The organism is Planococcus sp. A6 (genome assembly GCF_028823615.1).
Taxonomy (GTDB): Bacteria; Bacillota; Bacilli; order Bacillales_A; family Planococcaceae; genus Planococcus.
In genome coordinates, this window is sequence record NZ_JAPEHT010000095.1 from 1 (window position 1) to 12,873 (window position 12,873).

The 12,873-nt window shown below is 42.6% G+C and carries 16 protein-coding genes; 4 read left to right on the forward strand and 12 right to left on the reverse strand.

Annotated features, from left to right (window positions below):
* The first annotated feature begins 156 nt into the window (after nt 1–156).
* Nucleotides 157–876: a 3-ketoacyl-ACP reductase gene (locus ON064_RS13320; protein WP_274625141.1), complete on the forward strand. Its 720-nt coding sequence runs from the start codon at nt 157–159 to the stop codon at nt 874–876.
* Nucleotides 877–918: 42 nt separating this feature from the next.
* Here ON064_RS13320 and ON064_RS13325 read toward each other — a convergent pair whose 3' ends face one another.
* A complete protein-coding gene (locus ON064_RS13325; protein WP_274625142.1) occupies nt 919–1,143 on the reverse strand; it encodes a hypothetical protein in 225 nt (74 codons plus the stop codon).
* Between the two features lie 94 nt (nt 1,144–1,237).
* On the reverse strand, nt 1,238–1,426 hold the full coding sequence (locus tag ON064_RS13330; RefSeq protein WP_274625143.1) for a hypothetical protein: 189 nt from the start codon (nt 1,424–1,426) through the stop codon (nt 1,238–1,240).
* Nucleotides 1,427–1,647: 221 nt separating this feature from the next.
* Here ON064_RS13330 and ON064_RS13335 point away from each other — a divergent pair, with 221 nt between their 5' ends.
* Nucleotides 1,648–1,935 (forward strand): hypothetical protein, encoded by a 288-nt coding sequence (locus tag ON064_RS13335; protein WP_274625144.1) that lies wholly within the window; start codon nt 1,648–1,650, stop codon nt 1,933–1,935.
* Between the two features lie 98 nt (nt 1,936–2,033).
* Here the strand turns inward: ON064_RS13335 and ON064_RS13340 are convergent, their stop codons facing one another.
* The 10 genes from ON064_RS13340 to ON064_RS13385 form a co-directional block, all read right to left on the reverse strand.
* The gene (locus ON064_RS13340) at nt 2,034–2,564 is read right to left on the reverse strand and encodes a GNAT family N-acetyltransferase (RefSeq protein WP_274625145.1); all 531 of its coding nucleotides are present in this window, start codon (nt 2,562–2,564) and stop codon (nt 2,034–2,036) included.
* Nucleotides 2,565–2,612: 48 nt separating this feature from the next.
* Nucleotides 2,613–3,365, reverse strand: a complete 753-nt coding sequence (locus tag ON064_RS13345) for a GNAT family N-acetyltransferase (protein ID WP_274625146.1) — start codon at nt 3,363–3,365, stop codon at nt 2,613–2,615.
* 211 nt (nt 3,366–3,576) lie between these two features.
* Nucleotides 3,577–4,875: an endonuclease gene (locus ON064_RS13350; RefSeq protein ID WP_274625147.1), complete on the reverse strand. Its 1,299-nt coding sequence runs from the start codon at nt 4,873–4,875 to the stop codon at nt 3,577–3,579.
* Between the two features lie 507 nt (nt 4,876–5,382).
* Nucleotides 5,383–5,844, reverse strand: coding sequence for a hypothetical protein (locus ON064_RS13355; protein WP_274625148.1), 462 nt, complete (start codon nt 5,842–5,844; stop codon nt 5,383–5,385).
* 67 nt (nt 5,845–5,911) lie between these two features.
* Nucleotides 5,912–6,151, reverse strand: a complete 240-nt coding sequence (locus tag ON064_RS13360) for a hypothetical protein (protein ID WP_274625149.1) — start codon at nt 6,149–6,151, stop codon at nt 5,912–5,914.
* 103 nt (nt 6,152–6,254) lie between these two features.
* Nucleotides 6,255–6,416, reverse strand: a complete 162-nt coding sequence (locus ON064_RS13365) for a hypothetical protein (protein WP_274625150.1) — start codon at nt 6,414–6,416, stop codon at nt 6,255–6,257.
* Between the two features lie 44 nt (nt 6,417–6,460).
* Nucleotides 6,461–7,171: an alpha/beta fold hydrolase gene (locus ON064_RS13370; RefSeq protein WP_274625151.1), complete on the reverse strand. Its 711-nt coding sequence runs from the start codon at nt 7,169–7,171 to the stop codon at nt 6,461–6,463.
* Between the two features lie 252 nt (nt 7,172–7,423).
* A complete protein-coding gene (locus tag ON064_RS13375; RefSeq protein ID WP_274625152.1) occupies nt 7,424–9,064 on the reverse strand; it encodes a thiamine pyrophosphate-binding protein in 1,641 nt (546 codons plus the stop codon).
* A gap of 406 nt (nt 9,065–9,470) precedes the next feature.
* Complete coding sequence (locus tag ON064_RS13380) at nt 9,471–10,154, reverse strand: DUF554 domain-containing protein (protein ID WP_274625153.1); 684 nt, start codon at nt 10,152–10,154, stop codon at nt 9,471–9,473.
* A 62-nt stretch (nt 10,155–10,216) separates the two neighbouring features.
* Complete coding sequence (locus tag ON064_RS13385) at nt 10,217–11,095, reverse strand: MerR family transcriptional regulator (RefSeq protein WP_274625154.1); 879 nt, start codon at nt 11,093–11,095, stop codon at nt 10,217–10,219.
* Nucleotides 11,096–11,403: 308 nt separating this feature from the next.
* Here ON064_RS13385 and ON064_RS13390 point away from each other — a divergent pair, with 308 nt between their 5' ends.
* Both ON064_RS13390 and ON064_RS13395 read left to right on the forward strand, forming a co-directional pair.
* Entirely contained in the window at nt 11,404–12,177 is a 774-nt protein-coding gene (locus ON064_RS13390; protein WP_216972108.1) for a Cof-type HAD-IIB family hydrolase, read from the forward strand.
* Nucleotides 12,178–12,228: 51 nt separating this feature from the next.
* Nucleotides 12,229–12,699, forward strand: a complete 471-nt coding sequence (locus ON064_RS13395; protein WP_274625155.1) for a DinB family protein — start codon at nt 12,229–12,231, stop codon at nt 12,697–12,699.
* Nucleotides 12,700–12,873 lie beyond the last annotated feature (174 nt).

Consider the following 12,873-nt stretch of genomic DNA (forward strand, 5'->3'; position numbering starts at 1 on the left):
ACGATTTTCAGAGTCCCTTGTCAGCTAGACAAACATTAAAATATTTTCATTTCTACTCAAGACGCATCACATGCATTTCCGAATCAAATCACAGATAATAAGTAAGTATTTAATTACGGGACGGCTTTAGCGTACCTGAATTTAAGGAGTGTTACGATGCAATCAATTAAAGGGAAAACAGCCATCATCACGGGCGGAGGACGCGGCATTGGCCGTGCGACAGCGATCGCCCTTGCCAATGAAGGCGTCAATGTCGGCTTAATCGGCTTGAAACAGGAAAACCTCGACAAAGTATCCGTCGAACTGCAAGATGCGAATGTCAAAGTGGCAACTGCTTCTGCCGACGTGACGGATCTCGCTGCGATTGAACAAGCGATCGAGAAACTTAAAAACGAACTTGGCGATATCGATATCCTGATCAACAATGCAGGCACCGGGAAATTCGGCGGCTTCTTGGAATTGTCACCGGAAGAATGGAAAAATATCGTCGACGTCAATTCGATGGGCGTCTATAACGCAACACGTGCCGTACTTCCTGGCATGATCGAGCAGAGTTCAGGCGATATCATCAATATCTCGTCCACTGCCGGACAAAAAGGCGCACCGGTCACAAGCGCGTATAGCTCTTCCAAATTCGCTGTCATGGGCTTGACCGAATCGCTCGCACTTGAAGTACGCAAACACAACATCCGTGTCACGGCGCTGACGCCGAGCACAGTTGTCACGGACCTTGCCCATGAATCCAACCTGATCACCGGTGATGCTGAAAAAGTTATGCATCCGGAAGATTTGGCCGACTTGATCGTCGCCAGCTTGAAACTTCATCCGCGCGTCTTTGTTAAAAGCGCTGGATTATGGTCGACCAACCCGTCCTAAACAAAAATGGAGCTTGAGGGAATCCCCTCAAGCTCCATTTTTTCATTTCTGTCGTTCCGGTAAATCGCGTTCGTCTTCTTTAGACACGTGCTTCGAATACTCTTTCGCATCTTCCTGCTCGTCTCTGCCTTTTTCCTCGCTGTAATTCGTTGCTTCATTATCTCCGTCCAAGGCTTCTTTTGTTTTATTGATCGCTTTATCGATTGCAGACTCATGAGCCCCGACTTGCTTTTCAGGTGTGCGGCCTGCTGTTCCTTTTCTAGCCATACAGCAATTCCTCCTCGTCGTACATTTTCTATACTGTACCCGTTCATCCGGAAATTACACCTGCTCGACTAAAGAAACAAGGCCAGCCATTTTGTTAAAACATGCCGCCTTCATGGTTATTGCGCCCAGCTTGCCGGATCGCATCCGCAGCAGCAGCATCCTGGTTTGCAGTATTCGCTTTTTTGTCTAAGCTGTATTTCCTTTTGGTCAATTTGTCCACCACATAACTGCCAATAAATAACGCTCCAAAAAACCCCCAGAAGATCCACATCATCCAATGCATAAAACCATCCCCTTTCATTTCGGCTATTACTCATTTCCTTTGCCTTATAATACGTTCACAGCTGCATAAAGTTTCAAAAATCGGCATTTTCAGTAAATTTATAATCTGCAAAGCGAATCTTTTGAAGGTTCCCGTAAATATCCAAGAGTCTTTAGGCAACTAATGAGGGCCTTGCCTTGTCTTTATTAATACTAATTCCCAGTAAAATTGGAGGCAAAACGATGTGGTTCTTATTCGGGCTGATCGCAATCGCAGCGACCTGCGTAAATCTTTATCTGTATGCAATAGGCAAGAATTATAAATTAGCGATGGCGATGGGACTGTCGTTTACCGCTCTGACCCTTGCGGCAGATTACAGTATGGTCGCTGATTGGGTTCGTGCAGAAGACTGGTCTGCATTATCGGACGTGGTGCCGATCATGTCATCTGCGCTGTGGGTATTGACGGTCATCTCGATTTTATTGAATATCATCCCCGTACTTCTAGAAATTAAAAGCAAGAGAGAATAATTGGTTTTCTGCAAAGATCAAAAATCCCCGCGTCCTTGTAAAAGGAATTGCGAGGATTTTTGTGTAAATCGTTTCGATAATCTTTCATATGGCCAGCCTTATATTTTGTTCAATTCGTGATCCAACATCCCGTAAACGATGCTGTCCGTCCATTCATTTTTATTCCAATAATCTTGTATAAAATGCGCTTCTTTTCTCATCCCTATACGTTCGCATAACTTTTGGGAAGCGGTATTTCTGGCATCAAGCGTCGCTTGGATTCGGTGCACATGATAGTCATTAAATAAGTGGGCCATCAAGCTTTCCACCGCTTCTGTCGCATAGCCCTTTCCGCCAGACGCAGAAGAAAAACTATATCCAATTTCTACAGTGTTTTTCATATCCGTATACCAAGCCGACAACTCGCCAATGACCTGTTCACCCAGAACAACCGCTAAACTGATCATGGTGTTTGGTGTAAGTGAACGGTTTATTAGCTTTTTATTGAATTTTTCTTCCATATTCCCGACATGCCATTCCTTATGCAATAAATACTGACAAACCTCTTTGTCACTGTAAATTGCAAAAACGTCCTGTATGTCCTGTGCTTGAAATGGCCTAATGACTAATCGTTCCGTATTCAGTAGCATATTGACTCTTCCTCTCCCTCACTTCAGGCTCATGACCGATGAGCTTATTCACTTAACGCCATCCTTCAATCGATAAATAAACTTTTTCTCAATCAGCTCACAAGCATTCGCTTCAAATATTCGCTGCATCGGGATATTGTGTTGGCCGGTTGCGCCAATGTAATACTCGGCACCCATTTGTTTAAGGAGCTGCAGGGATAACTTATGAAGGTATGCGCCCCATCCCATGCCTCGAAAAGCAGGTATGAGTCCGAAATAAAACAATCTCCCTTCATCGACAGTTCCCTTTTCGATTTGGGGCATAGTCACGCCTATCGCTTGGTCTCCATAAAAAATGACGAGGCAGCTTTTTTGATAACCCGCGCCAAGTTCCGATTGCATCCCTTCAAACTCTTTTTGCGCAGAAAGCGAGGTGAAAGGAGCGGAAGCATTGAGCGAACCAGCGCTGGCGTCCATCCATGTTTTCAAAAATACATCCTCCTTGATTTCTTCCAATGATTTAACCGAAAGCGGCGCTTTTATCTCCATATCTTCTAAAGCAGACAGTTGTCGTCTATAGAAAAATTGAGTATCTTGTATTTGAAAACTGAATTTTTCAAGCAACTCTCTATACGGTATATATTCAGCTTGCTGTTCGTTAAGTATGATCGAAACTGATTGAATATCTTTTTCTACAACGTGTTTCTTCAATTCATTTAAAACTTCTTCAAAGTGTTTTGCAGACTCGATTTCCCCTATCTCTTCCATCACCAAGTAATTAGGGGTCCCATCTAAAATTTTAGCTCCCCGTGTAGTAAGCATATTCACCACCCCTTCTCCCTCAACTTAGTATAACTAAAATGATTCAATCTATTGGACACGTAGACAGGCAAAGGAGAAAAGCGTGGCTTAGCACCGCTTTTCCCCTTTGGAAGTAAATATTGAACTATCTACAAATATCCTGGCTAGCATAGTTAGTCATATCACACGCCATTTTCGCGTTTTGCTTATCAAATACCCAGTCAACAACTACCTACCAGATCGATTCCGCCCATTCCGGATGGTCGACGAACGGATTGCGGTTGCCTTGAATATCTTCAATCTTCTCGTTGCGCTGCTGTTCCCAAGCGCTGACAGGATCTTGCTCATGCCAGTCGAGCAACACGGAAATCTTGCCGTGGTAAGGCATCGAACCATTATTCACCAGGTCATTCAGTTCCAAGTCCACGCCGTCACCTGATTCATAACGGACCGCCATATAGAATAGCATGCGGGCGACGTCGCCTTTGACTTCATTCGGCGGCTCCCACGAAGTAGATGTGCGCAAGCAGCCGTCACAGCCGCTTACCGTACTGCCGCCGTAGTTAAAGTCCAAATTGCCACGCAGCCCATTCACTTGCACATCGGTTGGACGCAAATGGTGGATATCCGTCCCCGCTCCCATCGCTGTCCCAAAGCTTCCATGAGACTTCGCCCACGTATGCTCGCGGTTCCAGTCGCCGACATTTCCGCCGTTCAAGGATTTCGAACGCGACTCACCCGTATACAATAACAGCACGTTATTTGAATTATTCGGGTCTTCATCCGTTATTTTCAATGCATCCCATACTTGTGAATAACTGAGCTGTGTGTGGTCATCAATGATTTCATGGAGTTCCGCTTTCAATGACTCGCCTTGCAAACCATTCGTAGTCTCATAATAGCCATCAAGAGTTGGTGTAGGAACTGGTGTTTCACTAGATCCGTCTATCGTGTGACTTCCCAAAAACTCGAATGTATCTGTCGGATACACCGTCCACTCAGACGAAGGGTCGAATGCATCATTCACTACGCTATCGCCAGACTGGATATCAGAATTGCGGACCAGCGTGACGTCTTTCATGTTTTCAATGCGCGTGCCTACTTGGCCAACCGAGTCGATCGGGGCACCGGATTTTTCCAATACCAATGCGTCGTCGCCGTTGAAATTGACCACACTGTTATTTTGCAGATCTCCTTTGCTTTGAATCGCTGAATCTGCGCCACTGTGATAAATAACTATCGTATCACCGCTTGCTACAGTTCCGGAAAGCGCCATTTCGCTTTGTGAGGACGTGCTTCCATTTGTATACAGCGAGAGTGAATAGGGGCTTAGTTCAACAGAAGCACCTGTCCCGTTGTAAATTTCGATTGCTTTATTGAAGCTGCTGCCTTCAATGTATTCAGAAATAAACAAGTCATTTGCCGGCGCAGCTGCCTGCACCGCCGATTGCGTAGCCGGCACCCCAAAGCTTGCGACTAAGCCCACTGATAATAGCGCCTTTACTGATTTGTTCCAGAAGCTGTTATTCATCTTACTGTCGTCCTCCTTTTTAATAAAAGCCATTTTTTTATGTATTGCTAGTTTTCTCCTGTAAATTATTGAGACTCAATTATTATAATTTACAGTTTTTTCTTCTTCCTTATCCAACCTTACAGAAGGTAGTCTTTAGCGTCAACGTTATTTAGCAAAAGTTACATAAAGTTAATAAAACATAAAAGCTCTCCCGCGATTGGATCTTTGCCACGCCATCGCTCTAAATCCTGCTAGTTACTTAGAAAATTCTCTTCACAAATAAAAAACCAACTTAAGATAAGTTGGTTTAATGATTCCTGCTGATTAACTTGGACGATGCTGGGTACGTTTTTTGCTTTGAACATAAGTGTAAAGCAAGGCGCCTAGAACGAATGGAATTACGGCAACTAGTATACTCGTTGTTTCCGTGTAGATCAGTACGGCAGGCGAAAACAAGAGAATGATGCTTAGTACTTTCAAAACAGGTATCATCAACGCCCTCCTTAAATATTTGTCTGCCAAAGCTTATTCGAGAAAAGTGTAAAAGAGATCGGACTCACCAAGCAGCGTCACTTCATCCAATCCTTCACGGCTTGCTACCTCATTAACTTGCATTGTGGGATCAAAAATTTCTCCGTATAGCACAGAAACTTCTACTCCAGCTTCTGTTGCAAACGTGAAACTCCCTGTCGTATATGGCAAGTCGCCCGTGACTTCAAATCCGTGGTAGGGAGCACCTCGGTACCAACTATAACCCTTTTCACTTTCTGTGATACTTGCTACACCTAGAGAATTATCCTGTGCATACAACACGATTGTTTCGTCATCGTATTCTTCAACGGACATAGGGGACGATGCACTGATGCCTTCCTCTTGCAGACCCTTTTCAATTGCCTCTTTCCGCGTATCGTACCAAATGGCCTGATCGCAAGCAGCTAAGGTGAACACGATACAAATGCCAAGAATTATCGTTTTGATACTTTTCAAAGAATTCCTCCCTTACCCTCTCGATTTTTTAGTCTTCCATCCCTATTGAGAGATCTGTTTAGTAGATTTATGAATCTGGAGAATCAAATATCGCATGCACCTTATAGCTATCTCCTTCGTCCTCGGTATAAACCCTGCAGTTCTCAATAGCCGCTAATCTAAAAGCCAACGCACAAGCTATTTTATAGTCGAGGGTACTATAACCGTCATAAAGCCTACCGTACATTTCATTAGCTATGGAATCAGCCCATACATCCGCTTCATGCATCGTCTCAAAAACCACTTCTTCCGCTTTCCACCTATTCATTATATCTTCACCCTCAGCACTAATATTCAAGTTCTCGTACGGGTAATTTTTAATGCGATGTGATTCCGCCAGATAGATTATTCAACGCCAAAGATTTTCATTCTCATAAAATATTGGGATCATAGGGCTCCACCAAAGCTGATGTCACTTCTTTTCTTTTTTGCTCGAGCCTTTTGATTTTTCGAAGCGTAGTAACTGATAGAACAAAAAGCAAGATAAATAAATAGACGTTTTCTTGATTATCCTTGCTCACGATTTTTGTCATAACTTCTATCCCTCTCCCGTGCAAGTCATTCATTCCATCTGACTTTACGAAATGTCCTTAAGAAACAAGTTCAATACTTCGCTATATAGTTTTGGTTGTTCAATATGAACCAAGTGAGAGGCAAAAGGAATAATAGCAACATGAACATTATGATGCATGGCACGGTAAGACAGCGCCCCTGTTGTCTCATTCGAATTCCCTTCGCCTGCAACAAGCAAGATGGGTGAATGGATTCCAGCTAAACCTTTTGTTTCTTCGAATGGATACCACTCGTCGTTCCGTGCCATATAAAGAAACTGCTTCCAGTCGGCTGCGTGCAATTGATCGAAGTAACTAACGGCTTCGTCATTTTGAAGGAGTTGAGTTTGAACTTCTACATCTTCCTTGTGCATCTGGCTCCAATTCTCTGGCTTTCCTGGAGTTATACCGGATAGTGTTAAGCTTTTGACTTTTACGGGAAATCTCTTGGAAAAAAATAAACCCACCAACGCTCCCAATGAAGCACCAACAATATGTACAGAGTCCATTTCTTTTTTCTCTAATGTATCAAACAGATCCCTTGCAGCGTCCTCAAAAAAATTGGCTAAATCATTATTGATGGATTTGCCATGTCCCCGTAAATCTGGCAGAATCACTTGAAATGAATCTTTGAAAAATTCTCTTTGGTATTCAAAGTCAGTCAAACCCGTCTGCAGACCTGTGTGCAAGAAAACAATAGGCTCTCCCGCTCCCACTTCTTCTGTATGTAAGATCACTGTGATTCTCCTCACTTTTTGCATAAATTTAAAAAACGAATATTCAATCCAGTTAAAAATATAGAAAAAATTGTTAATTGAATTGTACCTTACATTTTCCTGGAACCATAGGGAAAAGTTCACCACTTCTGTTCTTTGAACTATTCAGCAGCATCTGTAAGCAATAAAAAAGAAGGTACTCAGAATCAGTACCTTCTCTAAATAGCTGTTATTGATTTTCAATGATGGGAAAAATGAGCTGCACTCAAGAAACTATTTTCCAAAGGATGAAAGAAACTTCACTCTGTCCCCCATCGGCGGAATATTGTTATCGACTAACGCCACTTCTAAAATGGCAGGGCCGTTCAAGCCGGTTAATACGTCCATCATATTTTGAGATAAATCGTCTAAATCGTCTACGCGGAAATTTGGGATATTCATTGCTTCAGCTATTGCCGCAATATTGACTGGCTCTTGTTCGAAAGACGGATGCGAGCGCTTATACTGCAAGGTATGCCCTTGGTAGACCATCCCTAAGCGCGCATTATTCATAACGACGAACAAAACAGGCAAGTTATATTCTTTAGCCGTTAAGATCTCCATGCCATGCATAAAGAAACATCCATCACCCGTCAGTGCCACGACCGGCCGATCAGGTTCAGCAAGTTTCGAGCCAATCGCTGCGCTTAACCCGCTTCCCATCGCACCAAAATGGACATTGATGTCAAAAGTATCTTCCTCCAACACTTCCATGTGGTGAATCACATAAGCCATAAATTCCCCGATATCAATGGTGTAGCGTGTCGAAGACGGCAATAATTCCTGCAGTTTCAGCAAGACATTTTTGGTATTGTAATCCTCGGGTGTATCGATTTCCGGATCGCGCTCGACTAGCTTCACGGTCTCTGGCTTGCTAAGTCCTCGGTCTCTGAGTTCCTCAACAATTTTGGATACACTATCAGACATGTCCCCATGTACTGGAATATCCACAGGATACTTTCGGTTGAAAACTGTCTCGTCAAAGTCTACCTGAATCACAAAGCGATCTTTCGCCAGATTAGCGTTGTAATTGCTCGTCGCTGTCTCACCTAAGCTGGATCCGAGCACCAATAAGGTCTCGGCATTGCCTTCGTTCACCAGCAACGAGGTATGCTCATTCCCGGCAAAACCGAATACGCCTGAAAAAAGCGGATGGTCTTCCCGGAATAGCCCCTTCGCAACTGGTGTCGCGACGATGGGCCAATCGAGCAATTCGGCCAGTTCTATTACTTGAGCCACCGAATTGCGCACGCCTTGCCCCGCAAAGATAAATCCTGTTTTTTTCTGCATCAATTGATCGGCTACTTGCTTCACTAGCTCAGCTGAGATTGAGGCGTGCCGCTCAATTTTCAGCTTCGGAATCGGAACTTGTTCCACCTTCCCCATTTGCACATCGATCGGCATCGCCACATGGACCGGGCCCGGGACGCCGGACAGCGCAATCTGTATCGCTTTGGCAACCTCGCTCAATAAATCGGCTGAATCCAAAACCGTCACGCTATACTTGGTTATAGGTTGAAAAAGTGCTTGAGCATCGAGTTCTTGAGAAGCATTGAGCCCCATCGTACTGACCGGCACAGCCCCGGTGAGAAACAGGATCGGCAAATGCTCGCGCATCGCATTAGCCGCTCCCGTCAATAAATTGGTGCCTCCAGGGCCACTGCTGCCGATGCATACACTTAACTGCTGGGAATATTTTGCGTAGGCAGCCGCCATATATGAAGCAGCCCCTTCGTGCTTGGTGACTATGGGTGTGATGTCAGGAAAATCCAATAATTGATCATAGAATGCATTGACCGAACCCGCTGGTATTCCAAAAATATACTTAACGCCATTTCCCTCTAAAAACTCCAATACACCACGAACTGCTTTCATAGCGTGCTCACTCTCCCCAAATAATAGTAGCCAGAGCTTTGTTTCAGTTTTGCATCAAGAAATTCAGGCATCTTCTCTAGGTGCACATTCAAGCTGTCAAAATAATTGAGTTTCAATGAATCACAATAGATTTTCCAAATTTTACATATCAGCTTGAATTATTAATGAAAGCTGCAATTATATTTTTATAATTGTTATATATTTCAAAAAATTAATAAATCAATTTTACTATAAGTTTCAATTCGAAAATACGCAATAGCTGAAAGGGAAATTCAGTCGGTAATTTTCAGTGATGTTATACTTTTCCATAAAAAAAGAAGCTCTCCATTGAGCTCCTTTACTTCCGATAATCGAGCAATATGTAAACCAACTATCCACCATTAAAGTCCCTCGGAAAACCTACTACTCACAAATGAAATAGATGAATAAATCCAAACACAATTACTGGAACCAACAAAGACGGAAGCAGGTTTAACGTGTTGAATTTCTTGATTCCTAAGATACTAAAGCCCGATGCCATAATCAGCATGCCCCCGATAATCGTAATTTCGTTCAGAAGATCTGTATTGAGAGAATTCCCAATCAAAGTAGCCATTCCGTAAATGGAGCCTTGCCAGGCAAATAAAATAACTCCCGAAATGGCAATTCCAAATCCAAACGTGGATGCTAGAACAATGGAGGTGATGCCGTCCAACATACCGTTTGCGAGGAGGTACGTATAGTCTCCATTCAAAGCTGCGTTGATAGGGCCTAGAATCGATAAGGTTCCAATACAGAATAATAAGATAGCCGTAGCCAGTCCTTCAGCTAAATTTCCTGTTGAGTATTTATTGACCAACCTGTTGAATCTCGACTCCAATCCAAATCTTTGCCCAATCACGCCTCCCGCAGCTAAACTCACGATAAAAAGCACAGGATATTTGCTATCTGGCAAATGTTGAACGAGCGCATCAATTCCTAACCCAAGTGCCACAAGGCCCATAGCCTGCATGAGAATTTGATGGTACTCGTCCTTTAATCCCTTTTTCAATATACTTCCGATCAGACAGCCTGCCAGAATCATTCCTGCGTTAAACACTGTTCCAAACATAATCTCTTCTCCTTTAAATTAGCTTTCTAACTAAAAATATAGACCCTCCTGTAAGAGGAGGGTCAACTGTTTATAGGTATTTGAATTTCCGTCAGATAATCTTCTTCCCGAGAGGAGATATACTGATTGATGATGGTTCTTTCCAAGGAGTCTCCCATGATTTCAAAATTGTTTTCGTGAATGTAATTTAGCAACTTCGAGTAGGGCTGATGGGATTCGCTGTGTTTACCATTATAGTAAATACAAGCGTATGCGCCTTCCGGTAAACTATCAGCTAAAGGAACATTGACACTGTTATCTTCATCCAAAATAAAGATAGAGTTGTATTCATGAAATTTATGATTAACCATATCGTGCATACTTACCGTAAGCCCCACACCCCCGAATTCATGAAATTTATGATTAACCATATCGTGCATACTTACCGTAAGCCCCACACCCCCGATAAAAAGCGAAGAACTTAATTTTGCTTGGTTTTCCAGCTGCCGCAAACTGATTTCTAAGTCTGGTTCTGAACTGATTTTTTCAGCAAGACGAATAATTCGTCTCTTTTCTAGGTTCTTGGTAAATGGAGTCATCAGCTCTTTGTGTTCTCTCGCCAACTTGATATCCGAAATTCGATTTTGAAATCTTTGGGTGATACGTTCAAGATCCTTTATTTTTTGTTCGGTAAATTGCTTTTGTTCTTCTAACAAAAGCAGAAAGCCATCGATATCTCTATGTTCTAAGTGCTTCTTAATCTCAACTAATGAAAAACCTAAGTCTTTCAAATAATTGATGGTATTCAGCTGTTCAAATTGATCCGTTGAATAATAGCGGTATCCATTGCTCGGGTCCGTATGAACGGGGTTCAATAGGTCAATCTTATGATAGTGATGAAGCGTCTTAATGGTTGTATTATGAAGTTTCGCCATTTCGCCAATTGAAAATTTATTTTCCATAAAACTTATCCTTTCCCTCCACTTGCTTTGGGCTCTATTATAAATCATCCCTTGCTAATTGGTTTAAAAAACTATTCTCAAACATACACTTTGCAGAATAAAAAAAGAAGAAGCTCACTTTTAAGCTTCTTCCGATAAGGGGTCATATGTTAACTAATCATACTATAGAAAAATTCAGTTAAGCTCTCTTGAGACTATTGTGAAAGTTAATTCAAAGTTATAAAATTAAATTAATGGAAAAATTATGAAATGTCCTCTTTGTGCTTTCTAAAAAAACGCAACTACTTTATACGATTAAGGAGATCCCTATGACTTATAAAATTGTCTTTTTTGATATTGATGGCACGCTCAAGGACTATCACGAGAACTCTATCTCCAAGAGTACAAAAGTTGCCATCTCCGAGTTGAAGCGAAAGGGAATCAAACTAGTGGCTGCCACGGGCAGGCCATTGTCCATGTGCGATGAAATTCGCGACCTAGGCATTGAGCTGTTCGTCACCTCCAATGGTGGATATGTTACACACGGGAAAGAAGTTATACATAAAGTGCCGCTGGATTCTGTTATCCTGCAGGAAGTAATGGCGTTCGCACAAACTGAAAAGCATGCGCTATCGTTTTATACCGAAGAATTAACCATGACGGATGTACGAGATCCCCGAATATTAGCGGCACTGAAAGAAACTTTGTCGCTGCACGAGTATCCCATGGTTAATCCTTTGATTCACGAAAAGGAAGTGTTCTTGCTTTGTTTATTTGCGGATGAAGAGATGACCGATAAGTACATCCAGCAATTCCCTCATCTCACCTTCCATCGTTGGCATCCCTATATCGTGAATGTGCTCGACCGGGAAGTCTCAAAGTCTGCAGCGATTGAAAGTGTCTTGGATAATTTCGGACTCGATCCATCGGAAGCCATCGCCTTTGGTGATGGCAACAATGACATCGACATGCTAGAAGTCGTAGGGTTAGGCATTGCCATGGGGAATGGCAGCGATCGATTGAAGGCTGCAGCGGATTTTGTCACCAAGACTGCAGCTGATGGTGGAATCGAATATGCCTTAAGAGAGTTTCAAATCATCTAACTGTGCTAGACGGATTAACATGAGAAGTTAAATAAGTGAGGAGTCATTCAAATGATCGAAATGTTTTTATACAATTGGCAAATCAGAGAAGAATGGTTCGAGTGGTGTGGCTCTCTGTTAAATGAACAACTAACGAGGAAAAGAGTCGGTGGGATGGGCAGCATCCTGCATAATTTGTATCACGTGGTTGATTGTGAGCAAATTTGGATTAACCAATTGCAAGGTACTCCCGTCCAGGTCAATGATCTGAATGCCGTCACCACGTTACAAGAGGTGACGGCATTTGCTGCACATACCCAATCGGAAACGCTTCATTTTTTGCAATCCCTTCCGATGGACGGGACGGAAAAGGTTTTGGAATTGGAAAGAAAAGACGGTTCCATCAAGTCAATATCATATGGGAAAGTGTTGAGACATATTTCAGCGCATGAAATCCATCACATCGGCCAACTATCTGTCTGGTCCAGAGAAATGGGAATAAAGCCGATTTCCTCGGATCTGATTTTTAGGGAATTGGTTTAACTCCAAATCAACTCTCAATGACAAGTCTGCGTTTTACACTCAAAAGAGAGGTTGCTGTTTCAAGCAACCTCTCTTTCTTTTAAATGCCTGTACAGAGGACTACAACTTCCGATAACCTCATGATATGTAAACTGATTTTTAAAAAAAGATGAAATTACAAAACCAACAATTATA